General features: G+C 41.0%; 32 protein-coding genes and 1 other annotated feature (1 of these 33 only partly in view). Of the genes, 24 read left to right on the forward strand and 8 right to left on the reverse strand.

Annotated elements, in window-relative coordinates:
- Positions 1–39 (forward strand) — a sequence feature (ribosomal protein L10 leader region) (it extends 97 nt beyond the left edge of the window).
- 38 nt (positions 40–77) lie between these two features.
- The 4 genes from rplJ to B7714_RS04645 all read left to right on the forward strand — a co-directional run bounded on the left by rplJ (position 78) and on the right by B7714_RS04645 (position 2,765).
- Entirely contained in the window at positions 78–578 is a 501-nt protein-coding gene (gene rplJ / locus B7714_RS04630; protein WP_001287274.1) for a 50S ribosomal protein L10, read from the forward strand.
- A 74-nt stretch (positions 579–652) separates the two neighbouring features.
- Positions 653–1,021, forward strand: a complete 369-nt coding sequence (rplL, locus tag B7714_RS04635) for a 50S ribosomal protein L7/L12 (protein ID WP_001196964.1) — start codon at positions 653–655, stop codon at positions 1,019–1,021.
- Between the two features lie 410 nt (positions 1,022–1,431).
- Positions 1,432–2,334 (forward strand): DUF2268 domain-containing putative Zn-dependent protease, encoded by a 903-nt coding sequence (locus B7714_RS04640; RefSeq protein WP_084859778.1) that lies wholly within the window; start codon positions 1,432–1,434, stop codon positions 2,332–2,334.
- 62 nt (positions 2,335–2,396) lie between these two features.
- On the forward strand, positions 2,397–2,765 hold the full coding sequence (locus tag B7714_RS04645; protein ID WP_084859779.1) for an EXLDI protein: 369 nt from the start codon (positions 2,397–2,399) through the stop codon (positions 2,763–2,765).
- Between the two features lie 160 nt (positions 2,766–2,925).
- On the opposite strand, the gene B7714_RS04650 is transcribed toward B7714_RS04645, so the two are convergent.
- Positions 2,926–3,411 carry a GNAT family N-acetyltransferase gene (locus B7714_RS04650; RefSeq protein ID WP_084859780.1) on the reverse strand — a complete coding sequence of 162 codons (486 nt, stop codon included), beginning with the start codon at positions 3,409–3,411 and terminating at the stop codon, positions 2,926–2,928.
- 31 nt (positions 3,412–3,442) lie between these two features.
- The gene (gene gdhA / locus B7714_RS04655) at positions 3,443–4,789 is read right to left on the reverse strand and encodes an NADP-specific glutamate dehydrogenase (RefSeq protein WP_084859781.1); all 1,347 of its coding nucleotides are present in this window, start codon (positions 4,787–4,789) and stop codon (positions 3,443–3,445) included.
- A gap of 203 nt (positions 4,790–4,992) precedes the next feature.
- Between gdhA and B7714_RS04660 the strand changes: the two genes are divergently transcribed.
- The 7 genes from B7714_RS04660 (at position 4,993) to B7714_RS04690 (ending at position 11,489) form a co-directional block, all read left to right on the forward strand.
- Positions 4,993–5,928, forward strand: coding sequence for a dihydroorotate oxidase (locus B7714_RS04660; protein WP_084859782.1), 936 nt, complete (start codon positions 4,993–4,995; stop codon positions 5,926–5,928).
- A 32-nt stretch (positions 5,929–5,960) separates the two neighbouring features.
- A complete protein-coding gene (holA, locus tag B7714_RS04665; protein ID WP_084859783.1) occupies positions 5,961–6,998 on the forward strand; it encodes a DNA polymerase III subunit delta in 1,038 nt (345 codons plus the stop codon).
- A 69-nt stretch (positions 6,999–7,067) separates the two neighbouring features.
- Complete coding sequence (gene sodA, locus B7714_RS04670) at positions 7,068–7,673, forward strand: superoxide dismutase SodA (RefSeq protein WP_084859784.1); 606 nt, start codon at positions 7,068–7,070, stop codon at positions 7,671–7,673.
- Between the two features lie 155 nt (positions 7,674–7,828).
- Entirely contained in the window at positions 7,829–8,359 is a 531-nt protein-coding gene (locus B7714_RS04675) for a YutD family protein (protein ID WP_084859785.1), read from the forward strand.
- 20 nt (positions 8,360–8,379) lie between these two features.
- On the forward strand, positions 8,380–9,465 hold the full coding sequence (gene rlmN / locus B7714_RS04680; protein ID WP_084859786.1) for a dual-specificity RNA methyltransferase RlmN: 1,086 nt from the start codon (positions 8,380–8,382) through the stop codon (positions 9,463–9,465).
- A gap of 1 nt (position 9,466) precedes the next feature.
- Positions 9,467–9,946, forward strand: a complete 480-nt coding sequence (locus tag B7714_RS04685; protein WP_084859787.1) for a VanZ family protein — start codon at positions 9,467–9,469, stop codon at positions 9,944–9,946.
- Between the two features lies 1 nt (position 9,947).
- Positions 9,948–11,489: an ABC-F family ATP-binding cassette domain-containing protein gene (locus B7714_RS04690; protein ID WP_084859788.1), complete on the forward strand. Its 1,542-nt coding sequence runs from the start codon at positions 9,948–9,950 to the stop codon at positions 11,487–11,489.
- Positions 11,490–11,531: 42 nt separating this feature from the next.
- Here B7714_RS04690 and B7714_RS04695 read toward each other — a convergent pair whose 3' ends face one another.
- Positions 11,532–11,771, reverse strand: a complete 240-nt coding sequence (locus B7714_RS04695; RefSeq protein ID WP_084859789.1) for a zinc-ribbon domain-containing protein — start codon at positions 11,769–11,771, stop codon at positions 11,532–11,534.
- Positions 11,772–11,798: 27 nt separating this feature from the next.
- Positions 11,799–12,605 (reverse strand): peptidylprolyl isomerase, encoded by an 807-nt coding sequence (locus tag B7714_RS04700; protein ID WP_084859790.1) that lies wholly within the window; start codon positions 12,603–12,605, stop codon positions 11,799–11,801.
- Positions 12,606–12,821: 216 nt separating this feature from the next.
- Here B7714_RS04700 and rpsP point away from each other — a divergent pair, with 216 nt between their 5' ends.
- The 9 genes from rpsP (at position 12,822) to B7714_RS04745 (ending at position 18,049) form a co-directional block, all read left to right on the forward strand.
- The gene (gene rpsP, locus B7714_RS04705; RefSeq protein WP_000268760.1) at positions 12,822–13,094 is read left to right on the forward strand and encodes a 30S ribosomal protein S16; all 273 of its coding nucleotides are present in this window, start codon (positions 12,822–12,824) and stop codon (positions 13,092–13,094) included.
- A gap of 19 nt (positions 13,095–13,113) precedes the next feature.
- A complete protein-coding gene (gene kphA, locus B7714_RS04710; protein ID WP_000379617.1) occupies positions 13,114–13,353 on the forward strand; it encodes an RNA-binding protein KphA in 240 nt (79 codons plus the stop codon).
- Positions 13,354–13,396: 43 nt separating this feature from the next.
- The gene (locus B7714_RS04715) at positions 13,397–13,723 is read left to right on the forward strand and encodes a MazG nucleotide pyrophosphohydrolase domain-containing protein (protein ID WP_084859791.1); all 327 of its coding nucleotides are present in this window, start codon (positions 13,397–13,399) and stop codon (positions 13,721–13,723) included.
- 82 nt (positions 13,724–13,805) lie between these two features.
- Positions 13,806–14,357 carry a putative immunity protein gene (locus tag B7714_RS04720; RefSeq protein ID WP_084859792.1) on the forward strand — a complete coding sequence of 184 codons (552 nt, stop codon included), beginning with the start codon at positions 13,806–13,808 and terminating at the stop codon, positions 14,355–14,357.
- 129 nt (positions 14,358–14,486) lie between these two features.
- The gene (locus B7714_RS04725) at positions 14,487–15,389 is read left to right on the forward strand and encodes a DMT family transporter (RefSeq protein WP_084859793.1); all 903 of its coding nucleotides are present in this window, start codon (positions 14,487–14,489) and stop codon (positions 15,387–15,389) included.
- 149 nt (positions 15,390–15,538) lie between these two features.
- Positions 15,539–16,396, forward strand: a complete 858-nt coding sequence (locus B7714_RS04730) for an alpha/beta fold hydrolase (RefSeq protein WP_084859794.1) — start codon at positions 15,539–15,541, stop codon at positions 16,394–16,396.
- Between the two features lie 75 nt (positions 16,397–16,471).
- Positions 16,472–16,990: a ribosome maturation factor RimM gene (gene rimM / locus B7714_RS04735; RefSeq protein ID WP_084859795.1), complete on the forward strand. Its 519-nt coding sequence runs from the start codon at positions 16,472–16,474 to the stop codon at positions 16,988–16,990.
- Positions 16,980–17,699 carry a tRNA (guanosine(37)-N1)-methyltransferase TrmD gene (gene trmD / locus B7714_RS04740; RefSeq protein ID WP_084860376.1) on the forward strand — a complete coding sequence of 240 codons (720 nt, stop codon included), beginning with the start codon at positions 16,980–16,982 and terminating at the stop codon, positions 17,697–17,699. The genes rimM and trmD overlap by 11 nt, the downstream gene beginning before the upstream one ends.
- 11 nt (positions 17,700–17,710) lie before the next feature.
- Complete coding sequence (locus B7714_RS04745; protein ID WP_001196045.1) at positions 17,711–18,049, forward strand: ATP cone domain-containing protein; 339 nt, start codon at positions 17,711–17,713, stop codon at positions 18,047–18,049.
- A gap of 27 nt (positions 18,050–18,076) precedes the next feature.
- Here B7714_RS04745 and B7714_RS04750 read toward each other — a convergent pair whose 3' ends face one another.
- Positions 18,077–18,397 carry a eukaryotic translation initiation factor 4 gamma gene (locus B7714_RS04750; RefSeq protein ID WP_084859796.1) on the reverse strand — a complete coding sequence of 107 codons (321 nt, stop codon included), beginning with the start codon at positions 18,395–18,397 and terminating at the stop codon, positions 18,077–18,079.
- A gap of 103 nt (positions 18,398–18,500) precedes the next feature.
- Between B7714_RS04750 and B7714_RS04755 the strand changes: the two genes are divergently transcribed.
- Positions 18,501–18,719: a YdbC family protein gene (locus B7714_RS04755; RefSeq protein ID WP_084859797.1), complete on the forward strand. Its 219-nt coding sequence runs from the start codon at positions 18,501–18,503 to the stop codon at positions 18,717–18,719.
- 33 nt (positions 18,720–18,752) lie between these two features.
- Here the strand turns inward: B7714_RS04755 and B7714_RS04760 are convergent, their stop codons facing one another.
- The 3 genes from B7714_RS04760 to gor form a co-directional block, all read right to left on the reverse strand.
- Positions 18,753–19,310, reverse strand: a complete 558-nt coding sequence (locus B7714_RS04760; protein WP_084859798.1) for a TetR/AcrR family transcriptional regulator — start codon at positions 19,308–19,310, stop codon at positions 18,753–18,755.
- 391 nt (positions 19,311–19,701) lie between these two features.
- Positions 19,702–20,238, reverse strand: a complete 537-nt coding sequence (locus tag B7714_RS04765) for a biotin transporter BioY (RefSeq protein WP_084859799.1) — start codon at positions 20,236–20,238, stop codon at positions 19,702–19,704.
- 144 nt (positions 20,239–20,382) lie between these two features.
- Positions 20,383–21,729, reverse strand: coding sequence for a glutathione-disulfide reductase (gene gor, locus B7714_RS04770; protein WP_084859800.1), 1,347 nt, complete (start codon positions 21,727–21,729; stop codon positions 20,383–20,385).
- A 266-nt stretch (positions 21,730–21,995) separates the two neighbouring features.
- Here gor and B7714_RS04775 point away from each other — a divergent pair, with 266 nt between their 5' ends.
- Genes B7714_RS04775 through B7714_RS04785 form a run of 3 tightly spaced genes read left to right on the forward strand, consistent with a single transcriptional unit; the run spans position 21,996 to position 25,125 of the window.
- A complete protein-coding gene (locus tag B7714_RS04775; protein WP_084859801.1) occupies positions 21,996–23,180 on the forward strand; it encodes an efflux RND transporter periplasmic adaptor subunit in 1,185 nt (394 codons plus the stop codon).
- Positions 23,164–23,865, forward strand: a complete 702-nt coding sequence (locus B7714_RS04780) for an ABC transporter ATP-binding protein (protein WP_000733797.1) — start codon at positions 23,164–23,166, stop codon at positions 23,863–23,865. The genes B7714_RS04775 and B7714_RS04780 overlap by 17 nt, the downstream gene beginning before the upstream one ends.
- Positions 23,866–25,125, forward strand: coding sequence for an ABC transporter permease (locus B7714_RS04785; RefSeq protein WP_084859802.1), 1,260 nt, complete (start codon positions 23,866–23,868; stop codon positions 25,123–25,125).
- Positions 25,126–25,201: the final 76 nt, after the last annotated feature.

The raw sequence follows: 25,201 nt of genomic DNA on the forward strand, positions 1-25,201 counted from the left end.
TTTCGTGTCTAGGTTTGGGCGCGTTTTTCTTTTGGAAAAATTCCCCAAGCAAAATAATTACGGAGGTGAACACACTAATGAGTGAAGCAATTATTGCTAAAAAAGCGGAACTAGTTGACGTAGTAGCTGAAAAAATGAAAGCTGCTGCATCTATCGTCGTTGTAGACGCTCGTGGTTTGACAGTTGAGCAAGATACAGTTCTTCGTCGTGAGCTTCGTGGAAGCGAAGTTGAGTATAAAGTCATTAAAAACTCAATCTTGCGTCGTGCAGCTGAAAAAGCTGGTCTTGAAGATCTTGCATCAGTATTTGTTGGACCATCTGCAGTAGCATTTTCTAATGAAGATGTTATCGCACCAGCGAAAATCTTGAACGATTTTGCTAAAAACGCTGAAGCACTTGAAATCAAAGGTGGTGCAATTGAAGGCGCTGTCGCATCTAAAGAAGAAATCGTTGCTCTTGCAACTCTTCCAAACCGCGAAGGACTTCTTTCTATGCTCCTTTCTGTACTTCAAGCGCCAGTGCGCAACGTTGCTCTTGCAGTCAAAGCGGTTGCAGACAACAAAGAAGACGCAGCTTAATCTTAAGCTACGCAGCGTAGCTTAGCTACGAAAAAACTATTATAAAATTTAAAACTTATTTGGAGGAAATAACAATGGCATTGAACATTGAAAACATTATTGCTGAAATTAAAGAAGCTTCAATCCTTGAATTGAACGACCTTGTAAAAGCTATCGAAGAAGAATTTGGTGTAACTGCAGCTGCTCCTGTAGCTGTAGCTGCAGCTGGTGCTGCTGACGCTGGTGCTGCTAAAGACTCATTTGACGTTGAATTGACAGCTGCTGGTGACAAAAAAGTCGGCGTTATCAAAGTTGTACGTGAAATCACTGGTCTTGGACTTAAAGAAGCTAAAGAACTTGTTGATGGTGCACCAGGTGTCATCAAAGAAGGCGTTCCAACTGCAGAAGCTGAAGAAATCAAAGCTAAATTGGAAGAAGCTGGAGCTTCAGTTACTCTTAAATAATAGAGCAACTACATTTGTAGCTTAAAAACATGATTAAACCGCTATTCTTAGGAGTAGCGGTTTTTCTTTTTGTTCTAAAAGGGGCAAAAAAGGGGCAAACTATTTTATAATTTATCTAGGAGACAAACAAGTTTTGAATAATAGGCTTTCCATAAAAAATGATACAAGTTTTTACCCTTCAGGATTTATTTTTTTCTAGTATCATCATTCCTATGAACAGTAGAAAAGTAAGTTTTTAATTTATTGATACTCCGGATATTATAATCTCAGTATTAAAGAATTTTATTGAAGGTAATTTTCGAACAGTTTGAGGTAATTTCAATGAAATTTTAATAGATATTTCAATTTTCTTATTGACCCTGACCTTAGGGGAGGGAGTATACTAATGATAGATAAGAAAGGAGATCACTATGCAAATTAATATTATTCGCTCTGATAAAGTTTATCAGGAGTTGCTTGAACTTCCATTTGATAAAAGGGAGGGCTGTTTTCGAGCGAAAATACTCGCTCCATTTGCTCCTAAATACCAAACTCAGCACATTCCTTTAAAAGCGAAGTATCCTGGAGGATTTGATGCTCTATTTCTTCTTGGCTTTATGAATCAGCTACCCAGCACTCTGTCAGAAAAGGATAGGCCGGCTATTGATGCTCTGAGCTCTGATCAACTCTGGCAAAATTGCCAAGATACCATCAAGAGGAGTATTGGTCTTTTTGAGCAAGCTGGATATGATTTAGAGGTTGAGGATTACTATTTTACTATTTTATTGGGCAACCCTGAAAAGCCCATGTTACAGCTCAATAAGGGTTATAGCGGAGATGGCGGAATTCCAGGCTACCTCATGCTTAGTCTGCTACCGAATGACTATACTTTACCACGTGTGCAGGCTGCGTTGGCTCACGAGTGCAACCATAATGTCCGCTTTCAATTTGTCAAATGGAATCAGCAGACGACATTAGCAGACTGGGTAGTCAGTGAAGGATTGGCAGAGTCTTTTGCGGCTGAGCTCTATGGCAAAGATCTCATTGGGCCTTGGGTCACTTCAACCAGTCCAGAGCAGTTAGAAGAGATTAAGCCCATCATATCAAGTCAGCTTCAGTTAACGGGGATGGCGGAAATTGCTCCTTATCTCTACGGTGATGAAATAGCTGAGATACAGGGGCAGATACCGGTTGGAATGCCCTATGCTGCGGGCTATGCTTATGGTTATCATTTGATACAAGCTTATCTGAAAAAGACTGGCAAGAGCATTATTGAGGCCACAGTGACGCCTACAGAAGAGATTTTAGAGGCGACGAAAGATTTTTGGAAATGACACTTTTGCTTGATAATCTGCCAGAATCTGATATAATGTAGGTAATTTCTGGAGGTGACTATATGTACTATAAAAGAGTTGAATTGAAAGTCACAAATCAAGGTATTCATGAGCACAAGATTTTTCAAGGTGTTAAGATTTTCAGTCGTAGCAAGCTGTCCAAAGATCAGAAAAGCATTTTGACTCAGAAGCTTTACCTGACTCCGAAGCAAAACATTGTTTACTATCAACGTACAGATGTCAACTATGACCAGAACTGGCATCATCATAAGAACTATTATGAACTAGCTTATGGCCAGTTGGACGGAGAAACTGTCTTTAAGGTTTGCCAAGATTTTGATGAACTGAATCCTTTTCTGGAAAATGAGCTGCTGGAGAAGTTAAAAGAAAAGCAGTCTGCAGGCAAATTTTTTGAAAAATTAGATATATAAAAATCCGACTGCTTATGAAAGTAGTCGGATTTCTTCTAGTTTGATAGTGCTTAAACAATACCTTAACTATCATAGCCTTGGCTAAATTTTTAAAAGTTGTTTTAGCTGTGTTGAGGGTGTTAGTGCTGATGCCCTCAACTCGGCCAGAGTATACTAATATCTATTCATCTGATAAGAGAGATTTTATCATCCAGATATTCATAGCTGGGTGGCCGGCGGCGTTAGAAAGTGGTTGTTGTAGTGCTGTAAAACCATAGTGCTGATAGATTGCCACAGCCGTAGCCAGTTCAGTAGAGGTTTCTAGATAAAGCTGTTCATAACCTGCTAGGCGGGCTTCCTGGAATATCCGCTTTATCAACCTGCTGGAATAACCTTTGCCACGGCTATTTTTAGTGACGTACAGTTTTTGTAATTCAGCAATCTTATCAGACACAGGTGCAAAGCCACCGCAGCCAACCAGCTGTCCTTCATCTTCCAGAACAAAGTAAGCTGCTCTCTCTTGCTGTTGATAATAGTCGGCCAAATGATCTAGATGAGAATCAAAGTAGACAGTTCCTGGTTTGTCAAGCCCGAATTCTTCTAGGCTAGTTCGAATGAGCTGCGCTACAGCTGAATTGTCTCTCACTTCCATTGGCCGTAAGTTCATCATTTGTCCTCCGATAAGATGTATTGACTAATTAAACAATACCTTGTGCAATCATAGCGTTTGCTACGTTTTCGAAGGCAGCGATATTTGCTCCTGCAAGGTAGTCAGTACCAAGACCGTATGTTTCAGCAGTTGTTTTAGCTGTGTTGAAGATGTTGGTCATGATGTCTTTGAGGCGTCCATCAACTTCTTCACGAGTCCATGAAAGGCGAAGGCTGTTTTGGCTCATTTCAAGCGCTGATACAGCTACACCACCAGCGTTAGCAGCTTTGGCAGGTCCGTAAAGGATTCCGTTTTCTTTGTAGACTTTAATCGCATCAAGGTCACTAGGCATGTTAGCACCTTCTGATACGCAGATAACTCCTTGAGCAACCAAACGTTTAGCAGCTTCGCCGTTGATTTCGTTTTGGGTCGCACATGGAAGAGCGATGTCGTAGTTTCCAGCGTAAGTCCATACAGAACCTTCATGGTAAGTAGCAGTTGCTTTCTCAGCTGCGTACTCAGTCAAACGAGCACGGCGTTTTTCTTTAACATCAACCAAAAGATCGAAGTCGATACCATTTTCATCAATGACATAACCGTTTGAGTCAGATACAGAGATAACAGTCGCACCAAGTTCAGTCGCTTTTTGAAGAGCATATTGAGCTACGTTACCAGAACCTGAAATCACAACCTTCTTACCAACAAAACTGTTACCATTAGCTTTAAGCATTTCTTCAGTATAGTAAACCAATCCATAACCAGTTGCTTCTGGACGAATCAAGCTACCACCAAACCCAAGGGGTTTACCAGTCAAGACACCCGCATCAAATTGATTAAGGCGTTTGTATTGTCCGTAAAGGTAACCAATTTCACGTCCACCAACACCGATATCACCAGCAGGTACGTCAAGAGATGATCCGATGTATTTTTGCAATTCAGTCATAAAGCTTTGGCAGAAGCGCATTACTTCAGCATCAGTCTTCCCTTTAGGATCGAAGTCTGATCCACCTTTACCTCCACCAATTGGAAGTCCAGTTAAGACGTTTTTAAAGATTTGTTCGAAGCCAAGGAATTTCAAGATCCCTTGGTTTACAGTGGGGTGGAAACGAAGTCCGCCTTTATATGGTCCAACAGCTGAGTTGAATTGAACACGGTAACCACGGTTGACTTGTACTTTACCTTCACGGTCAACCCAAGGAACACGGAAAGAAATCACGCGCTCAGGCTCAGTGATGCGTGCCAAGATGTTTTCTTCGATATACTCAGGATGTTTTTCAAATACAGGTTCCAAAGTGCTGAAGAATTCTTCAACCGCCTGGAGAAATTCAGCCTCATGCCCGTTACGAGCTTTCACAGTTGCAAACACGCTTTGGATATAGTCTTTAGCAGATGTCATATCGTTCTCCTTTTGTTGTTATATTTTATTACATGAGCCATTATAGCAGAATTTTTTTTGAGTGTAAAGAAAAAACAGAAATTTTCAAAAAATTCTTTCAATTTATAAAACCGAACGTTTTATATAGAAATTAGTTTCTCAAAGAGAAAATCTTAAAGTATGGTATAATATTAGAAATAAAAGGAATCTGGAGGATTAGAATCATGGTATCAACGAAAACACAAATAGCTGGCTTTGAGTTTGACAATTGCTTGATGAATGCAGCGGGTGTGGCTTGTATGACGAGAGAGGAGCTTGAAGGAGTCAAAAACTCAGCGGCAGGTACTTTTGTTACGAAGACTGCGACCTTGGAATTTCGTCAGGGAAACCCTGAACCACGTTACCAGGATGTTCCACTTGGTTCTATCAACTCCATGGGCTTGCCAAATAATGGCTTAGACTACTATCTGGACTATCTTTTGGACTTGCAGGAAAAAGAGCCAAACCGTACTTTCTTCCTATCTCTAGTTGGCATGTCTCCAGAAGAAACACATACCATCTTGAAAAAAGTTCAAGAGAGTGAATTCAAAGGACTGACAGAGCTTAATCTCTCTTGTCCAAATGTTCCAGGAAAACCTCAGATTGCTTATGATTTTGAGACAACAGACCGTATCTTGTCAGAGGTATTTGCCTACTTTACCAAACCTCTTGGGATCAAATTGCCACCTTATTTTGATATTGTCCACTTTGACCAAGCGGCTGCTATTTTCAACAAATATCCGCTCAAGTTTGTTAACTGTGTTAACTCTATCGGAAACGGCCTTTATATAGAAGATGAGTCGGTCGTGATTCGTCCTAAGAATGGTTTTGGTGGAATTGGTGGAGAATACATCAAACCGACTGCTCTTGCTAATGTTCACGCCTTTTATCAACGCTTAAATCCGCAAATCCAAATCATCGGAACAGGTGGTGTTCTGACGGGTCGTGATGCCTTTGAACATATTCTCTGCGGTGCTAGCATGGTGCAAGTAGGGACTAGCCTACACAAAGAAGGTGTCGGTGCTTTTGAGCGCATTACCAATGAATTAAAAGCAATCATGACGGAAAAAGGGTACGAAAACCTAGAAGATTTCCGCGGGAAATTGCGCTATATTGATTAAAGTTACTAAAAAATCAGAAAAAAGGAGAGAAGATGCTTGCCATTGAAGAGAGTCAGAAGTTGACGTTATCAAATCTATCTAGCCTGAATCTATTTACAGGAACAGATCAGGGCCAGTTTGAAGTGATGAAGAGTCAAGTGTTGAAACAGATCGGCTATGATCCAGCCGACCTTAATTTTGCCTACTTTGACATGAAAGAAGTAGCCTATAAGGATGTGGAACTGGAGTTGGTCAGTCTCCCTTTCTTTGCCGATGAAAAAATCGTGATATTAGACCATTTTGTCGATATCACAACAGCCAAGAAACGTTTTTTAACTGATGATGAGCTCAAGTCATTTGAGGAATACCTTGATAATCCTTCACCGACAACCAAGTTATTAATTTTTGCAGAAGGAAAACTGGATAGCAAGAGACGATTGGTCAAACTGCTTAAACGAGATGCGACTGTCTTTGATGCCATTGAACCTAAGGAACAAGAACTTCGCCAGTATTTCCAAAAATGGAGCCAGAAACAAGGTCTGCAGTTTGTGGGCCAATCCTTTGAAAATCTACTTATCAAATCTGGTTTTCAATTTAGTGAAATCCAGAAAAACCTCCTTTTTTTACAGTCTTATAAGTCAGACGGCGTGATAGAGGAGAAGGACATTGTCGAAGCTATTCCAAAGACTTTGCAAGACAATATTTTCGACTTAACTCAGTTTATTTTAGCTAAGAAGATTGACCAGGCGCGTGACTTGGTTAGAGATTTGACCTTGCAAGGGGAGGACGAAATCAAGCTCATAGCTGTCATGTTAGGACAGTTTCGAACCTTTACTCAAGTGAAGATTTTATCAGAGACTGGTCAGACGGAATCGCAGATCGCAAGCAGTCTGGGAACTTACTTGGGGCGCAATCCAAATCCTTATCAAATCAAGTTTGCACTGAGAGATTCGAGAGGGATTTCCATGGCCTTTCTTAAGCGAGCGATTTCTTATTTGATTGAAACAGACTACCAGATTAAGACAGGTGTCTATGAAAAAGGCTACCTGTTTGAAAAGGCACTTTTGCAGATTGCGGCAGAAGCAAATTGAGCAAAAAACTTGAAAAAAGAGAATGATTGCGTTATCATTTTCATATAGAAAGAAAAAGAGGTATTACAGATGGCTATTATCTTACCAGACCTTCCATACGCGTATGACGCTTTGGAACCATACATCGATGCTGAAACAATGCACTTGCACCATGACAAGCACCATCAAACCTACGTCAACAATGCCAATGCTGCTCTTGAAAAACACCCTGAAATTGGTGAAGACCTTGAAAATTTGCTTGCTGATGTAGAATCTATCCCAGCTGATATCCGTCAAGCACTTATCAACAACGGTGGTGGACACTTGAACCACGCTCTTTTCTGGGAATTGATGACTCCTGAAAAGACTGCTCCTTCAGCAGAACTTGCAGCAGCAATCGATGCAACATTTGGTTCATTTGAAGAGTTCCAAGCAGCCTTTACAGCAGCAGCTACAACTCGCTTTGGTTCTGGCTGGGCATGGTTGGTTGTCAACAAAGAAGGGAAGCTTGAAGTGACTTCAACAGCAAACCAAGATACACCAATCTCAGAAGGTAAAAAACCAATCTTGGGCTTGGACGTTTGGGAACATGCTTACTACGTGAAATACCGCAACGTGCGTCCTGACTACATCAAAGCTTTCTTCTCAGTGATTAACTGGAACAAAGTAGACGAGCTTTACGCAGCAGCTAAATAATAAAATATGGAGGGAAGAATTGTTCTTCTCTTTTTAAGGTTATAAAGCAGAAGTCTGACAGAATCGTCAGACTTTTTTCATTTTCAGGATATTCGTGCTAACTTGTAGAAAATATGGTAAAATAGAGTGTTAAGTAATCGTGGAAAAGGAAGACTATGCGTAAAGAAATTGCACCTGAATTATACAACTATAACAAGTTTCCTGGCCCAGAATTTCATGTAAATGGGGATAAGGTTGAGACTGAAGGGATTGCTTTTACCTTGGTTGAAAATATCAAGGATGCCTTCGATGTGACAGTCTTTAATCAACGCTTCTCAGAAGTGTTGACCAAGTTTGATTATGTCGTGGGGGACTGGAGCAATGAACAGCTACGTCTACGTGGCTTTTATAAAGACGACCGAACAGAGGAAAAAAATGAAAAGATTAGTCGCTTACAGGACTATCTTTTGGAGTACTGTAGTTATGGTTGTGCTTATTTTGTCCTAGAAAACCAAGCACCTAAGCGTGCATCATTTGACAAGAAAATGCGTAAAAAGGATGAGGAAAACCTTCCTAGAAGAGGCAAGAAACCTTTGCAAAACAAGAGAAAACCAAATGCGGATAAGAAAAATAGACGTCGTCATAAGGACCAAAAGTCTCAGAAAGAGGACAAGGGACAGCGCCATTTTGTCATTCGTCAGAAATAGATAGAGAATAAGGAGAAGAGATGAAACCGTCTATTTATAGTTTAACACGTCAAACAATGCAAGAATGGGTATTAGAACAAGGGGAAAAGAAATTCCGAGCAGATCAAATCTGGGAATGGCTTTACCGTAAACGTGTCCAGTCATTTGAAGAAATGACCAACCTTTCCAAGGATTTGATTGCCAAGCTCAATGAGCAGTTTGTCGTAAATCCTTTGAAACAACGGATTGTACAAGAGTCAGCTGACGGTACCGTTAAGTATCTTTTTGAGTTGCCAGATGGCATGTTGATTGAGACAGTACTCATGCGTCAACACTACGGTTTGTCAGTCTGTGTGACCACTCAGGTTGGCTGTAATATTGGTTGTACCTTCTGTGCATCAGGCTTGATCAAGAAGCAACGTGACCTCAATAACGGGGAAATTGTAGCGCAGATCATGCTGGTTCAGAAATACTTTGATGAGCGTGGTCAGGACGAACGTGTCAGCCATATCGTTGTCATGGGAATTGGTGAACCATTTGATAACTATAACAATGTTTTGAATTTTGTCCGTACCATCAATGATGACAAGGGGATGGCTATCGGTGCTCGTCACATCACTGTTTCAACCTCAGGTTTGGCCCATAAAATTCGTGACTTTGCTAATGAAGGCGTGCAGGTCAATCTGGCTGTTTCCCTTCACGCACCCAATAATGAATTGCGCTCAAGCATCATGAAAATTAACCGTGCCTTTCCGATTGAAAAACTCTTTGCTGCTATTGAGTACTATATCGAAATAACCAATCGCCGTGTGACCTTTGAATACATCATGCTCAATGAAGTCAACGACGGTGTTGAACAAGCCTTGGAGCTGGCGGAATTGCTCAAAAATATCAAGAAATTGTCTTATGTAAACTTGATTCCCTATAACCCAGTTAGTGAACATGACCAATATAGCCGTAGTCCTAAAGAGCGCGTGATGGCCTTCTACGATACCCTCAAGAAAAAAGGGGTCAACTGTGTTGTTCGTCAAGAACATGGTACTGATATTGATGCAGCTTGTGGACAATTGCGCTCCAATACAATGAAACGTGACCGCCAGAAGGCAGTCGCAGCGGTAAATCCATAAAATGACTAGAAAAAGAGAATTAATCTTAAGATTGGGAGTGGCTGTTTATAGTCTATGCATTGTCTGTTTTTGCTTCACTCCCCAGCCTCAACTTCCTACAGGAGTGGAAACTCCAGGTATTCAAACTTTTGGACGCCTGGTTTTTCTTTTGACGCCTTTTAACTCCTTTTGGAAACTGGGTGAAGTGACTAGCCTTCTGCAGCTATTCTGGATATTTTTGCAAAATGCCTTAAATATCCTCTTGCTCTTCCCGCTGGTATTTCAACTGCTCTACCTCTATCCAAACTTACGAAAAACGAAAAAAATCCTATTTCTCAGTTTTCTTCTGAGCTTAGGAATTGAATGTACGCAGCTGGTCTTAGACTTTTTCTTTGATTTTAATAGGGTCTTTGAGATTGATGATTTGTGGACCAATACCTTGGGTGGCTATCTGGCTTGGCTCCTCTATAAAGGACTACATAAAAACAAGATAAGGAATTAGAATGAGTATTTTAGAAGTTAAAAATTTAAGTCACGGTTTTGGTGACCGTGCAATTTTTGAAGATGTGTCCTTCCGTCTCCTCAAGGGAGAACATATCGGTTTAGTCGGTGCCAATGGTGAAGGAAAATCAACCTTTATGAGCATTGTGACTGGTAAAATGCTGCCAGATGAAGGGAAGGTGGAGTGGTCTAAGTATGTGACTGCTGGCTATCTGGACCAGCATGCTGTGCTAAAGGAAGGTCAAACTGTGCGCGATGTGCTCCGTACGGCCTTTGATGAGCTATTTAATGCAGAAGCTCGTATCAATGACCTCTATATGGAAATGGCAGAAGAAGGAGCAGATATCGATGCGCTTATGGAAGAAGTTGGCGAACTCCAAGATCGTTTGGAGAGCCGTGATTTTTATACTTTAGATGCCAAGATTGATGAAGTAGCGCGTGCCCTCGGTGTCATGGACTATGGTATGGATACAGACGTAACAGCCTTGTCAGGTGGACAAAGAACCAAGGTGCTTTTGGCTAAACTCCTCCTCGAAAAACCAGATATCTTGTTGTTGGACGAGCCAACCAACTACTTGGATGCTGAACACATTGACTGGCTCAAGCGTTATCTCCAAAACTATGAGAATGCCTTTGTCCTTATTTCGCATGATATTCCTTTCCTAAACGACGTGATCAATATCGTCTATCATGTTGAAAATCAACAATTGACTCGCTATTCTGGTGATTACTACCAGTTCCAAGAAGTCTATGCTATGAAGAAATCTCAGTTAGAAGCGGCCTATGAACGTCAACAGAAAGAGATTGCAGACCTCAAGGATTTCGTGGCTCGAAACAAAGCGCGTGTTGCAACGCGTAATATGGCCATGTCCCGTCAAAAGAAACTGGACAAGATGGACATCATCGAACTTCAAAGTGAGAAGCCAAAACCATCCTTTGATTTCAAACCGGCTCGTACACCTGGGCGCTTTATCTTCCAAGCCAAGGACTTGCAGATTGGTTATGACCGTCCCCTTACCAAGCCTTTAAACCTCACCTTTGAACGCAATCAAAAGGTTGCTATTATTGGGGCAAATGGTATAGGGAAAACAACTCTCCTGAAGTCTCTCTTGGGCATTATCCCACCAATCGCTGGAGAAGTCGAACGTGGCGACTACCTAGAACTTGGTTATTTTGAGCAAGAAGTAGAAGGTGGCAATCGTCAAACACCTCTAGAAGCGGTCTGGAACGCCTTTCCAGCACTAAATCAGGCAGAAGTTCGTGCAGCCCTTGCTCGTTGTGGTTTGACAACTAAGCATATCGAAAGCCAGATTCAGGTCTTATCAGGTGGGGAACAAGCCAAGGTGCGTTTCTGTCTCTTGATGAATCGAGAAAATAACGTCTTAGTGCTGGACGAGCCGACCAACCACCTAGATGTGGATGCTAAGGAAGAACTCAAACGGGCGCTTAAAGAATACAAAGGAAGCATTCTTATGGTTTGTCACGAACCAGACTTTTATGAAGGCTGGATGGACCAAATCTGGGACTTTAACAAGCTAAATTAAAAGCACTAAAAAGGCCAAGTCGAAATGACTTGGCTTTTTTGACTAGTAATTTAAATAGCTTTCAACTTCAGATTTCTCAATTTCTTTACCGTAGTGGCAAATCGGACAAGAAACGAAGTAGCTTTTACCATAAGGGAAAAGTGGAATCCAGTAGAGGGTGAACTTGCGCCCAGTTTCTACGATCTCCCAAGCGTCGACATTGTTACAGTGACCACATTCGATCGCAGTTTGCGTATGTCCCAAATCTTTCTGATAACCTTTAGAACCCCAAAATAAAATCATGTCATCGTCTCCTTATCTGTTGATGGCTTATTTTTTGCTGAAGTCGTAGTCTTTCACCACTTCGATACTATCAATGGTGATAGCAGAAGTCGGTTTGTCTTTCTCATCTTTTTCAGTTTTGGCAATCTTGTCAACAACATCCATACCCTCGATGACTTGACCAAAGACAGGGTGTTTGCCGTCTAGACTTGGATTTCCACCTTCTTTATAGGCTTCGATGATTTTCTTTGGATACTTGCTTGTAGGGAGTTTAGCTGAAATATCTGTTGAATTTTGGTTGATGAAGAACTGGCTACCGTTGGTATTTGGTTGACCAGTATTAGCCATAGCAAGGGCTCCTCGGATATTGTATAGGTAAGGAGAGATTTCATTTTTGAAACCAGTTCCCTTGTCCTTTGTTTTATCCTTATCATGCCAGATAGATTGGCCCCCTGTACCATCTCCCTTAGGATCTCCAGTTTGGACCATAAAGCCATCGATGACACGGTGGAAGGTGATGCCGTTATAGTAGCCTTCCTTAGCGTGAGTAAGGAAGTTTTCAACCGCAAGAGGTGCTAGTTTTGGAAAGAGTTTGATGCGGATATCGCCTTGATTTGTGTGCAAAATAACCTCGGCTTCATCTTCAGCAACTTCCTTAGAAAGTTGAGGGAAGTTGGCATTTTCATTGGTCAAAGCGTCATTCAAATCTTTGGCAGCCTGAGCAGCCGCTTTTGAGCTTTCTTCAGCAGAGATACTGGAGTCGACATATTCATCACCACGGAGACCACGTTGGACACTAGTACATCCAGCAAGGGCTACCGTTGATAGTAAAAGAAGGGTTGCTAGTTTTTTCATTGTTAACCTCTCAAAAATTCATTTCTACCATTGTACCTTAAAAGGAGTTTGATTTCAAATGTAAAAGATTTTACTAAAAATTTCTAGTAGTAAAAAAAATTAAAACTCTGTCAAGTTTTTTTCTTGACACCTGTCAGAAATCTGCTATAATAGAACATGTGCTAAATAGCTCAGCTATTTCACCGAAATAAAAAATAAGAAAAGAGACATTAAAAAATGGCAGTTAAAATCCGTTTGACTCGTATGGGTTCTAAGAAAAAACCTTTCTACCGTATCAACGTAGCAGACTCACGTTCACCACGTGACGGACGTTTCATCGAAACAGTTGGGACTTACAACCCACTTGTTGCTGAAAACCAAGTAACTTTGAAAGAAGACCGCGTTCTTGCATGGTTGGCTGATGGAGCTCAACCTTCAGATACAGTTCGCAACATCCTTTCAAAAGAAGGCGTATTGAAAAAATTCCACGATTCTAAATTCTCAAAATAAGTTTAAAGTAGGTTGACAGATGGATACGATTGAAAATCTCATTATTGCGATTGTGAAACCTTTGATTTCACAACCTGATGCCTTAACTATCAAGATTGAAGACACACCAGAGTTTTTGGAGTATCACTTGGATCTTGACCAAAGCGATGTCGGTCGTGTTATCGGTCGTAAGGGTCGCACTATCTCAGCGATAAGAACGATTGTCTACTCTGTCCCAACTGAAGACAAAAAAGTAAGAATCGTTATCGATGAAAAATAAAAAAAGCGGGACAGATGTCTCGCTTTTTTGTGAGGAGGAGAAGATGAAGGATTTAACGATAAGACAATTACAAGCCTACTTACTCGAACATTATCAGCAGTCTCGAACTGAAGAAGGCCTCTTTATCAAGTTAGTGGAGGAAGTCGGAGAAGTAGCTGAGGTCTTGAATGGGCGCTCTGGTCGAAAAGAGGGCGTTCAGGACTCAAACGAGGAACTTGCCAAAGAATTGGCTGATATCATTCATTACACTGTCGCAATTGCGGCCATCAACGATATTGACCTAACCAAAACCATCTTTGACAAAGATAAGAAGGCTGCCATTAAGTACCAGCATGAACGTGATTTGGAAGAATTTTTGGATAACTTCTAAGAGAACTAGGAGTAATCTCTTTTCACTAATATGAAAGGTGTCTCCTAGCTTACGCTAGCTAGTAAGAAAGAATGAGAAGGCAATGAGACCAGAGGATTATGCATGGAATGAGTTTGAACGAACTGCCTATAAGACTAAAATGAATCACCTACCCAGTCCTTACAAAGTTGCCATTTGGGACGACTCTGAGAAAAGATTGGAACTAGAACAAATACTGGATAGACTTCCTCAGAAAGAACTAGCTCGATGGGCATTAGAGAACTCGCGAGATTTCTTATCTTTAATTGATATCGGTGATGAAGGTGAGAAAAATAAAATAATTCGGCAAGCTTATGAGGCTTTTGATGCACGATTGAGAAATGAGTTCTCACCTCATGAGTTGAGAAAAGCAGGTTTCACAGCAAATCTCCTCTCTAAAAATGCCCAAAATCAAATCGCTAAGTACGCTGCCAGAGTCTTTGTACAGGCTATTTCAACAGCCCATATGAGAGGACACGCCATCGTTTCCGCGGATTATGCTATCAAAGTAAGGAATCTCCAAGAGGCAGACAAGTTAGAACTTGTGAGACAAGAACGAGAAAAGCAGATTAGACTGGCGGAATCCTTTTTAGCTAATGTAATAGATAAACGGTGAAAGAAGGCATAAAATACGAATTCTAGAAATAGCATCTAGGATTTTACTATGCTACAATGGATAGACAGTCTCAAAGAATTCTAGTCAATCAATCTTGAGAATAGCTACTTTTAAAGGGAGTAACAATCTATGAACGAGAAAACAAAAGCATACCTAGCAGCCTTATCCTTTTCAGCAATCATTGGTTTTTCTTTTTTATTTACTAAGATTGCTTTGAGCTATGCCAGTCCTCTCACCAACTTAGCGCATCGTTATACAATCGCAGCTTTAGTATTGGTCGTCCTTCATCAAACCAAACTTATCAAAGTGAGTTTAAGTAGAAAAGATATTCTTTCTATTCTTCCTATGAGTCTTTTCTATCCACTCCTCTTCTTTATTTTTCAATCCTTTGCTTTACAGTATATATCGTCTTCTGAAGCAGGAATTTTACAAGCTCTTGTCCCGATTTTTACTCTCCTTTTAGCATCAGTCTTTCTCAAGGAAAAGACAAGCTTGCTACAAAAGTTCTTTTTAATTTTATCCGTAGTAGGAGTAGTTTTCATCTTCCTTAGTAAAGGAGCAAACTTTAGCACTGAAACTGCTAGCTTGGGCTTTCTCTTGATGTTGGGATCTGTTCTCGCCAATGCGATAAACAATATCCTCAGCAAGTCCAAAGGGGGACGCTATCGGGCAATGGATATGACAGCTGTTGTGATATTTGTTGGCTTCGTCACCTTTAATACGCTGAGTCTGACCTCGCACTATCTAGAGGGGAACATATTAGCCTACGTAGAGCCGCTTGGGAAGCTACCCTATCTGTTTTCCATCCTCTATTTGGGAATACTAGCCTCTATCGTGACTGGTAGTCTCTCTATCTATGCTATTGTTCGCCTCGGGGCATCAACCGTCAGTGTCTTTGGTAATCTTGGAACAGTTTTGACCATTCTAGCCGGAGCCCTTATCCTCCACGAACCAATTTATAGCTACCATGTCATCGGAGCAACTTTGATTATTGCTGGAATTTTAGGCATGAATCTGATGAGAAAAAAGTAAAGATTGCTTAGCAGTCTTTTTCTTTATCTAAACAATGCAGAAAATTCAAAATTTTTAATGAAATTAAGCTTGGAAAACGATGATTTTAATATAGCATGATAAAATAGATAAAAAGAATAATATCAGGATAAAGAGGAGAGAGTGTAGAAATGAAGCCAAATGATATTGCTGAAGCTATTGCTTTTTATAACAGAGAACCCGAGATGTTTAAACGTCACCTTATAGCAGTCGTAGATTGTGATTTGGTTGTTTATCATCGTCCTGGAAACGCAAGTAAAGGACACATTATTTTTTATCATGGAGCTTGTGGACGTAGTCAGATGTGGGCCCACCAGTATGATGCTTTTGAGGGATTTAACCTTTACTTTGTCAATGTTCGAGGGCAGGGTGAATCACCTATGAAAGTTGGGCTACCCGACTTAGAAGGCGCTGTTCAAGATGTAGATGCTATTTTGTCCTATTTCCAGCTAGATAAGGTGATATTGGTTGGTCATTCTTGGGGAGGAAATCCACTTCAAGAGTATACCTATCGCCATCCAGAAAGAGTCCTAGCCTTGGTCATGGTAGATAGTTGGGGACAGCATCGTTACCTATCAGAGAAAGAAAGGGGTCGAATCAAATATAGTTCTCTTATGTATAAAACGATTCCTTGGAAGGTGATTGCTGATAAAAATTCAAAAATGTGTACTGATAACCCTATCACAAGAGAATTGGTCAAGACGGCCATCATAGAAACTGGGCGAGATGTTTTCTTGAACCTTGGAATCACAGGTTTCTTGGCAGTCCATGAGATAGAAGGATATAAAGGAAATCCTCCCATGCTATTAGTAAGAGGAGAAAATGATTTCCCCAAACACCTAAAAATAATCTATGATGGGATCATTGCTCTAAATCCCAATGCGCGTCAAGTAACGATTTCAGACAGCAAACACCAACCGATGAATGACCATCCTCAAGAGTTTAATCAGATAGTTGGTGAATTTTTTGAAGAGGTAGTAGACTTGTAAGGTAGGACCTATCCAACTTGTGAAAATCCCTGGAACGTGATAAAATAAAGGATAGAAATAGATACAGGAGACAAGATGAACTACTTTAATGTTGGGAAAATCGTCAATACGCAGGGGCTACAGGGTGAGATGCGAGTCTTGTCTGTGACGGATTTTGCTGAGGAACGCTTTAAAAAAGGGGCAGAACTGGCTTTATTTGATGAAAAAGATCAGTTTGTCCAAAAAGTGACCATCGCTAGCCACCGTAAGCATAAGAATTTTGACATTATCAAATTCAAAGACATGTACCATATCAATGCGATTGAGAAGTACAAGGGTTATAGCCTCAAGGTTGCTGAAGAAGATTTGAACGATTTAGACGATGGAGAATTCTACTATCACGAGATTATCGGTTTGGAAGTTTACGAGGGAGAGAACTTGATTGGAACTATCAAGGAAATCCTACAACCAGGTGCCAATGATGTCTGGGTGGTCAAGCGAAAAGGCAAGCGAGATTTGCCTTTACCTTACATTCCGCCAGTAGTTCTCAATGTTGATATTCCAAACAAGCGGGTTCAAGTGGAAATCTTAGAAGGACTAGATGATGAAGATTGATATTTTAACCCTCTTTCCAGAGATGTTTTCTCCACTGGAGCACTCAATCGTTGGAAAGGCTCGAGAAAAAGGGCTCTTGGATATCCAGTACCATAATTTCAGAGAATACGCTGAAAAAGCCCGTCATGTTGACGATGAGCCCTACGGAGGTGGTCAGGGGATGTTGCTCCGTGCCCAACCTATTTTCGATGCCTTTGATGCCATTGAAAAGAATAATCCCCGCGTCATTCTTCTCGATCCTGCTGGGAAACAGTTTGATCAGGCTTACGCTGAGGATTTGGCCCAGGAAGAGGAACTGGTCTTTATCTGTGGTCACTATGAAGGGTATGACGAGCGCATCAAGACCTTGGTAACCGATGAAATTTCCCTAGGAGACTATGTTTTGACTGGAGGAGAATTGGCGGCCATGACCATGATTGATGCGACCGTGCGCTTGATACCAGAAGTGATTGGTAAGGAGTCTAGTCACCAGGATGATAGCTTTTCTTCAGGTCTTCTCGAATATCCTCAGTATACACGCCCTTATGACTATCGAGGCATGGTCGTGCCAGATGTGCTCATGAGTGGGCACCATGAAAAGATTCGCCAGTGGCGGCTTTATGAGAGTCTAAAGAAAACCTACGAGCGCAGACCTGACCTGCTAGAAAACTATCAACTAACAGCCGAAGAAGAAAAGATGCTGGCTGAAATCAGAGAAAACAAAGAATAAAGGAGAATCTTATGCAAGTAATCAAACGTAATGGAGAAATTGCTGAATTTGATCCAGATAAAATTTACCAAGCTGTCTTAAAAGCAGCTCAAACAGTTTATGTTTTGACTGATGACTTACGTCAAAACCTAGCTCAAGTTACTAAGAAAGTCGTTTTGGACTTGGAAGAAGCAAAAGTAGAACGTGCCACTATCAGCATGATCCAGTCAATGGTTGAGCACCGCTTACTTGGAGCTGGCTACATTACTATTGCAGAACACTATATCTCTTATCGCTTGCAACGCGATTTGGAGAGAAGTGGTTATGGCGACCATATCGCCGTTCATCTTCATTTTGAACAAATCCGTTAAGAAAAAGGGTGGGATGCAAAGAACATCTCACTCTTTCTTAAATAGACTTTTCTGAGCTTTTTGTACGGTTGAGGGAACAAAACGAAGTCGTTTAATATCACTGATACGAATGATTCGGGTCACGTTTTTTGAAAAATTTTTGACGATAATTTGTTGACGAATAGCATCGTGTTTAACAATATCACCCGTAAAACTTGTCTCAGCAAGTATCACATGAACAGCCGTCTTTTTCTGGATGGCTTGTTCAATCATAGCAGTGAGGGAGTTGTCCTCGGTTTGAGGATGATCATCATTCCCATTGAGAAAACCATGTAGTTTATCTAGAACTAGTTTGAATGTCTGTCTCATAGAATCCTCCCTTCTTATATATCCACATTATATAAAATTTTCCTAAAAACCACAAGATTTTTACGAATAGACTATAGAAAGCATATCACATAAAGGAGTTAAAATGGCAGAATTTATATTTGAAATCGAAGAACACTTACTGACCTTGTCTGAAAATGACAAAGGATGGACAAAAGAACTAAATCGCGTTAGCTTTAATGGTGCCCCTGCAAAGTTTGATATTCGTTCTTGGAGTCCTGACCATACCAAAATGGGCAAAGGAATCACGCTTTCCAATGAAGAATTTCAGATAATGGTTGATGCCTTTAAAGGTGGACAATAAAAAGAATCTTGAGTGCAGCTCAAGATTCTTTTTTTAGGACACAATGTAGTCACACAAAGAAGTTTTAGACAATTGAATGAAAGTCTCTTTATACTCTTCAGGTGGTATTGGATTATCTTTACGAATCCAGACTTCGATGAAAGAGATTGCCATGGTCGTAATGATATAAGCGATGTCTTCTTTACTAAAATTATATTTCAGTTGGTAATTGACATTCTTTAGTACCCACTCAGAGTACGTTTCACGCAAAAACTCCTTCCAACATGGGTCGACTTGTGTGGTATACAAGGTGTTAACAATTTCTTTTTTTTCGTATATGAGCGGAAGTATATAGTCTGCTAAAAAGGTAACAGGATCTCCATCATTGTTAGGGCAGTACTTATTAAAGACATTAAAAATGTGCTGATTGGTCTCTTCGTGAATGTACTCAATAATATCTTCAAAGTTGTTAAAATGCTTTTGATAAATCGCTTGTCGTGAAATACCAGCTTCAGCAGCAATTTCAGTCATTGTAAAGGAACTACGTTGAGGATTTTTCTTAGCTAGTGTGATGAGAGCTTTAATGATTAGCTCACGAGTATTCTTTGCCATAGAATTACCTTTCTGCTTATAATTATTTATAATTATTTTTGTATTAAAAGAAATCAAAATGTTCAAGTTAATATAAATAATCAATGAACATTAAATTTACTGAATCTTTTAGGTAGCTCTATTGTATCACAAATAATTTATTAAATATAGTTCTATCAGTAAAAATGCGTTTTCTGAAAATATACAGTTATTATCCTTTCAAAATCAATGAAAGCTTATTTGGGTTGAATCAATTAGAATACTTTTCTACTTTGCATATCGTGAATAGCTATAATTTGAAGAATAAAACGATTAATATTCATACCGGTATAAGAATAGTCAAGTAGCTAAATAGTGTATAGTTGATTCTTAGAAAGGAAATAGTCCAGATCAATTGTTCTGGACTATTCTTTTATCTTGAAAAATATGGAAGGCTTTTCAATCGTTCTAGTAGGGGACGACCAATGAAACTAATGGCAATGATCTTACCAAGGTCAGGGAGGATAAAGGGAAGGACACCTACTGCAAGCGCCTTATCAAATGGTATCCCAGCAAGGAAGTGGAGGCTGAGAATACCTCCGACAAAGACGAGGGAGTCACCCAAGAGGTTAGCCAGGAAAATGCGAATGTAGCCACTATTTTGATGAATGAGATAAGATGTAAGTCCAGCATAAACAAGGTCGAACCAAAGATAGCCTGCACTTGGACCGACTAAAACGTGAAATCCAGCTCCTCCCCCTGCAAAAACAGGTAAACCAATGGAACCAAGCAGGAGATAGAGAGCTACAGATAGAACAGCTTCTCTGGGTCTAAAAACAGTAGCAATCAGACCGATTGCAAAGTTTTGCAAAGTAAAGGGTACAGGACCGATAGGGAGACTGATTTGTGCCAAAACGGCAATGAGAGCAGCACCGATAGCAGGGATAGCATAGATATGAGCTTTTTTCAAAACTGTTAACCTCTTTTCGAAATTATAGTAACTATTATACTAATTCAGAAAGAAAAGTCAACCTATTCTTTTAACTAAGGTAACAATTTTTGTAACAGCCGATTTTGCATGTAAAAAGAGACCTCAAGAGGTCTCTTGTGATAATTAGCGCATGGTTACAAATTCTTCTGAGGCAGTTGGGTGGATAGCTACTGTAGCATCAAAGTCCGCCTTGGTTGCCCCCATCTTGATGGCAACAGCGAATCCTTGAATCATCTCATCCACTCCGTAACCAAGTCCGTGAAGTCCAACAACTTTTTCGTCAGCACCGGCGGTGATGAGTTTGAAGCGAGATTCTTGACGATGGCTTGTAACAGCTGAGTACATGGATGCAAAGCTTGACTTGTAGACTTTGATGTTATCTTGGCCGTATTCTTTGATAGCTTGATCCTCGGTTAAACCAACCGTTCCGATTGCTGGGTGTGAGAAGACAACAGTAGGGATAGTCGTGTAGTCCATCTTGGCATTTGTTTTTCCGTTGAAAAGGCGTTCAGATAAGGTGCGTCCTGCCTTGATGGCTACTGGGGTTAGTTCCTTCTCACCAGTAACGTCTCCAAGGGCATAGATACCATCAACAACAGTATTTTGATACTCATCCACTTGGATAAATCCACGTTGGTTGAGTGTAACTCCGGCCTTTTCTAACTCAAGACCATCTACATTTGGACGGCGACCGGTAGCCCAGATAACTTGGCTTGCAGTGTGACTAGAACCATCTTCGAAATGAATGGTAATACCTTGCTCCGTTTCTTCGAGCTTGACGGGTACCTTGTGTGTGTGCAAAGGTAGACCTGTTTTTTCCATTTCATTGACAAGTCCTTCAACGATGTAGCTGTCAAAACCACGCAAAGGACGATTGCGGCGGACAAACAAATCAGTTTTTACTCCGAGTGCGTGGAGAACACCTGCTAATTCAACAGCGATATAGCCAGCTCCAAGAATCGCAACGGATTCAGGAAGTTGCTCCCAAGCAAAGACATCGTCTGAGCTACCACCGAGTTCAGCTCCAGGAATAGTTGGAATGCTTGGACGAGCGCCAGTTGCAATCACGATATGCTTGGCACGAATCAATTCACCATTAACACTGACGGTGTTGGAATCAACAAAATGAGCACGCCCCTCAATCAAATCAACCCCGTTGCGTTTGAAACTTCCATCATAAGATGAGCGAGCGCGATCGATGTAGGCTTCACGGTTTTGACGAAGTTTTGCGAAATCAAATTGAACATCTGAACTCGTAAACCCATAGTCAGGACCGTAGTGGTGGAAGCTTTCAGCGATTTGAGCTCCATACCACATAATTTTCTTAGGAACACAGCCAACGTTGACACAAGTTCCACCCAATTTTTTCTCTTCGATAACAGCTGCTTTGGCTCCGTGTTCACCAGCGCGGTTCATAGTGGCAATGCCGCCGCTTCCTCCACCGATGGCGATGATATCATATTCTCTCATAGAAAACTCCTTATAGCTTTGATAGTCATATTCTATCGTTTTTATTTTTTGAATGCAAAAATCTGCTACGGTAAAAAAATTATAAAAACGCTTGCCAAATTCAAAAAGATATTGTATTATATATCTAGAACAATAACCCAATAAACGAATACCGAACGAAATAATGATCCTGAATTGTCATTGTTTCCATCTGAACTGTTATTGTTTGGGCTTGGTGTTTCTGATATAATGGTTTTTGTAAGGCAAAAATATAAAGGAGCTTGAAAATGAAAAGAAATAAAAAGGCAAAAAAATGGCAATTATACACAGCGATTGGTATTGCCAGTGCTATTGTTATCGGTGCTGCGGGAATTTTGATTTTTAGACAACCTTCCCAGTCAGCAGTCAAGGATGAAACCTCTCATATCGTTACTGCTAAGGAAGGTTCCGTTGCTTCATCGGTTCTCTTGTCAGGTACGGTTACAGCAAAAAATGAACAATACGTTTATTTTGATGCTAGTAAGGGAGATTTAGATGAAATTCTTGTTTCGGTTGGGGACAAGGTCGAAGAAGGGCAAGCTTTGGTCAAATACAGCAGTGCAGATGCTCAAGCTGCCTATGATGCAGCAGAACGTGCAGTTGCAAAGGCAGACCGTCATATCGAGGAGTTAAACAAAGCTCGTGAAAATGCATCAGCTGCACCAGCTTCTCCACAGGTTCCAACAGAAGCTGGACTCCCAGAACAAGCGCAAGCAGCGACTTCTTCAGTATCTTCTATTGATTCTCAAATCAGTGATGCCAAGGATAACCGTGCAGATGCTGTGGCTCAGCTCAACAAGGCTCAAGCTCAGCTAGATGCTGCAACTGTCCTCAGTACACTAGAAGGGACTGTAGTTGAAGTCAATCGTAATGTTTCCAAATCGCCAACAGGTAATAGCCAAGTGGTAGTACATGTCGTAAGTAATGAAAACTTGCAGGTCAAAGGGGAGTTGTCTGAATACAACCTTGCTAATCTTTCTGTTGGGCAAGAAGTTACCTTTACTTCGAAGGTTTACCAAGATAAGAGCTGGACAGGAAAAATTAGCTATATTTCTGATTATCCTAAAAACAACGGAGAAGCAGCAAATGCAGCCCTTGGAGGAAATACTGGATCTAAGTACCCTTATACTGTTGATGTGACTAGCGATATCGGTGAGTTAAAACAAGGCTTCTCAGTCAGTGTGGAAGTCAAAAACAAGAGTAAGGCCATCCTTGTTCCTTTAACAAGTGTTGTTACCGAAAATGACAAAAACTATGTCTGGCTCGTTGACGACCAGAAAAAAGCGAAGAAGGTAGAAGTTACTTTGGGGAATGCGGGCGCAGACAACCAAGAAATTACTTCAGGTTTGACAGACGGTGCCAAGGTCATCAGTAATCCAACATCTTCCTTGGAAGAAGGAAAAGAGGTGAAGGCTGATGAAGAAACTAATTAGTCTCAAAAATATCTGCAGGAGTTATCGAAATGGTGACCAAGAACTTCAGGTCCTTAAAAATATCAATCTAGAAGTTCAAGAAGGTGAGTTTGTCGCCATTATGGGACCGTCTGGTTCTGGTAAGTCCACTTTGATGAATACCATCGGAATGTTGGATACACCAACCAGTGGAGAGTACTACCTTGAAGGGCAAGAAGTTGCAGGTCTTGGAGAGAAACAGCTTGCCAAGGTCCGCAACCAGCAAATTGGCTTTGTCTTTCAGCAGTTCTTTCTCTTGTCCAAACTCAATGCACTTCAAAACGTCGAATTGCCCTTGATTTACGCCGGAGTTTCAGCTTCAAAACGTCGGAAATTGGCTGAGGAATTTCTGGAAAAGGTTGAGCTAACGGAGCGCAGTCATCATTTGCCTTCCGAGTTATCAGGTGGACAAAAGCAACGTGTAGCGATTGCCCGTGCCTTGGTAAATAATCCCTCTATCATCCTAGCAGACGAACCTACAGGAGCCTTGGATACCAAGACAGGAAATCAAATTATGCAACTGTTGGTGGAGTTAAACAAGGAAGGGAAGACCATTATCATGGTCACGCATGAGCCTGAGATTGCCGCCTATGCCAAACGCCAAATTGTCATTCGTGATGGGGTCATCTCATCAGACAGTGCTCAGGTAGAAAAGGAGGAAAACTAGATGCAGAATCTGAAATTTGCCTTTTCATCCATCATGGCCCACAAGATGCGTTCCTTCCTCACCATGATCGGGATTATCATCGGAGTTTCGTCTGTCGTCGTCATCATGGCTCTGGGAGACTCCATGTCTCGTCAGGTCAATAAAAACATGACCAAATCACAAAAGGATATCCATGTCTTTTTCTCTCCTATCAAAAGCAAGGACGGCTCCTTTACGCAGAAACAATCCGCTTTGACAGTCAGTGGGAAAGAAGAGGATGTTCATGTTGAACCACCAAAACCACTGGAGTCTTGGGTCAAGGAGGCTGCTAAACTTAAAGGAGTAGACAGTTACTATGTCACCAACTCGACCAACGTTACCCTATCTTATAAGGATAAGAAGGTTGAACGAGCGACTCTGACAGGCGGAAATAGCACCTACATGAGCGCAGTTGAAAATGAAATCGTTGCGGGTAGAAGTCTAAGACCGCAAGACTACAAGGAATTTGCCAGTGTGATTTTGTTGGATGAAGAATTAGCCAAGAGTTTGTTTGATAGTCCAGAAGCTGCGGTTAATCAAGTCATCTCTGTCAATGAATTTAGTTACCGTGTGATTGGCGTTTATACTAGCAATGAAGCTAAAACTGCTAAAGCCTTTGGGATTGGTGGTCTTCCAATTACGACCAATATCTCTCTCGCAGCCAATTTTAATACTGATGAAATCTCGAACATCGTCTTTCGTGTCAATGATACTAGTCTAACGCAGACCTTGGGTCCAGAGTTGGCTCGAAAACTGACTGAGATTGCAGGTCTTCAACAAGGGGAGTACCAAGTTGCAGACGCAACTGCCGCCTTCCAAGAAGTACAACAACTATTTGGTTTTATGACCACTGTTATCAGTGCCATCGCAGGAATCTCTCTCTTTGTCGGGGGAACTGGTGTTATGAATATCATGCTGGTTTCGGTAACAGAACGCACGCGTGAGATTGGTCTGCGGAAAGCTCTCGGAGCTACACGAGCTAATATCTTAGTTCAGTTTTTGATTGAATCCATGATTTTGACCTTGCTAGGTGGTGTTATCGGCCTTGGGATTGCTGCTGGAATGACCATGTTAGCCGGAGTATTGCTTCAAAACATGATTGCAGGTATCGAAGTTGGGGTTTCCCTCCCAATTGCTCTCTTTAGCTTGGCTGTATCAGCCAGCGTTGGTATGATATTTGGTGTCTTACCAGCCAATAAAGCCTCTAAGCTTGATCCGATCGAAGCCCTTCGTTATGAATAATTTAAAAGATAAAAAAACAAGATGGACATTTGTCTGTCTTGTTTTTGTATGAATTTCTCTATCGAAAATCACTAAA

Origin of the sequence: Streptococcus oralis subsp. oralis (assembly GCF_002096595.1) — a bacterium.
GTDB classification, from domain to species: Bacteria; Bacillota; Bacilli; order Lactobacillales; family Streptococcaceae; genus Streptococcus; species Streptococcus oralis_D.

Coding starts and splice junctions, on each gene's coding strand:
- rplJ (WP_001287274.1), top strand. CDS start 78: ATGAGTGAAGCAATTATTGCTAAAAAAGCGGAACTAGTTGACGTAGTA.
- rplL (WP_001196964.1), top strand. CDS start 653: ATGGCATTGAACATTGAAAACATTATTGCTGAAATTAAAGAAGCTTCA.
- B7714_RS04640 (WP_084859778.1), top strand. CDS start 1,432: ATGCAAATTAATATTATTCGCTCTGATAAAGTTTATCAGGAGTTGCTT.
- B7714_RS04645 (WP_084859779.1), top strand. CDS start 2,397: ATGTACTATAAAAGAGTTGAATTGAAAGTCACAAATCAAGGTATTCAT.
- B7714_RS04650 (WP_084859780.1), bottom strand. CDS start 3,411: ATGAACTTACGGCCAATGGAAGTGAGAGACAATTCAGCTGTAGCGCAG.
- gdhA (WP_084859781.1), bottom strand. CDS start 4,789: ATGACATCTGCTAAAGACTATATCCAAAGCGTGTTTGCAACTGTGAAA.
- B7714_RS04660 (WP_084859782.1), top strand. CDS start 4,993: ATGGTATCAACGAAAACACAAATAGCTGGCTTTGAGTTTGACAATTGC.
- holA (WP_084859783.1), top strand. CDS start 5,961: ATGCTTGCCATTGAAGAGAGTCAGAAGTTGACGTTATCAAATCTATCT.
- sodA (WP_084859784.1), top strand. CDS start 7,068: ATGGCTATTATCTTACCAGACCTTCCATACGCGTATGACGCTTTGGAA.
- B7714_RS04675 (WP_084859785.1), top strand. CDS start 7,829: ATGCGTAAAGAAATTGCACCTGAATTATACAACTATAACAAGTTTCCT.
- rlmN (WP_084859786.1), top strand. CDS start 8,380: ATGAAACCGTCTATTTATAGTTTAACACGTCAAACAATGCAAGAATGG.
- B7714_RS04685 (WP_084859787.1), top strand. CDS start 9,467: ATGACTAGAAAAAGAGAATTAATCTTAAGATTGGGAGTGGCTGTTTAT.
- B7714_RS04690 (WP_084859788.1), top strand. CDS start 9,948: ATGAGTATTTTAGAAGTTAAAAATTTAAGTCACGGTTTTGGTGACCGT.
- B7714_RS04695 (WP_084859789.1), bottom strand. CDS start 11,771: ATGATTTTATTTTGGGGTTCTAAAGGTTATCAGAAAGATTTGGGACAT.
- B7714_RS04700 (WP_084859790.1), bottom strand. CDS start 12,605: ATGAAAAAACTAGCAACCCTTCTTTTACTATCAACGGTAGCCCTTGCT.
- rpsP (WP_000268760.1), top strand. CDS start 12,822: ATGGCAGTTAAAATCCGTTTGACTCGTATGGGTTCTAAGAAAAAACCT.
- kphA (WP_000379617.1), top strand. CDS start 13,114: ATGGATACGATTGAAAATCTCATTATTGCGATTGTGAAACCTTTGATT.
- B7714_RS04715 (WP_084859791.1), top strand. CDS start 13,397: ATGAAGGATTTAACGATAAGACAATTACAAGCCTACTTACTCGAACAT.
- B7714_RS04720 (WP_084859792.1), top strand. CDS start 13,806: ATGAGACCAGAGGATTATGCATGGAATGAGTTTGAACGAACTGCCTAT.
- B7714_RS04725 (WP_084859793.1), top strand. CDS start 14,487: ATGAACGAGAAAACAAAAGCATACCTAGCAGCCTTATCCTTTTCAGCA.
- B7714_RS04730 (WP_084859794.1), top strand. CDS start 15,539: ATGAAGCCAAATGATATTGCTGAAGCTATTGCTTTTTATAACAGAGAA.
- rimM (WP_084859795.1), top strand. CDS start 16,472: ATGAACTACTTTAATGTTGGGAAAATCGTCAATACGCAGGGGCTACAG.
- trmD (WP_084860376.1), top strand. CDS start 16,980: ATGAAGATTGATATTTTAACCCTCTTTCCAGAGATGTTTTCTCCACTG.
- B7714_RS04745 (WP_001196045.1), top strand. CDS start 17,711: ATGCAAGTAATCAAACGTAATGGAGAAATTGCTGAATTTGATCCAGAT.
- B7714_RS04750 (WP_084859796.1), bottom strand. CDS start 18,397: ATGAGACAGACATTCAAACTAGTTCTAGATAAACTACATGGTTTTCTC.
- B7714_RS04755 (WP_084859797.1), top strand. CDS start 18,501: ATGGCAGAATTTATATTTGAAATCGAAGAACACTTACTGACCTTGTCT.
- B7714_RS04760 (WP_084859798.1), bottom strand. CDS start 19,310: ATGGCAAAGAATACTCGTGAGCTAATCATTAAAGCTCTCATCACACTA.
- gor (WP_084859800.1), bottom strand. CDS start 21,729: ATGAGAGAATATGATATCATCGCCATCGGTGGAGGAAGCGGCGGCATT.
- B7714_RS04775 (WP_084859801.1), top strand. CDS start 21,996: ATGAAAAGAAATAAAAAGGCAAAAAAATGGCAATTATACACAGCGATT.
- B7714_RS04780 (WP_000733797.1), top strand. CDS start 23,164: ATGAAGAAACTAATTAGTCTCAAAAATATCTGCAGGAGTTATCGAAAT.
- B7714_RS04785 (WP_084859802.1), top strand. CDS start 23,866: ATGCAGAATCTGAAATTTGCCTTTTCATCCATCATGGCCCACAAGATG.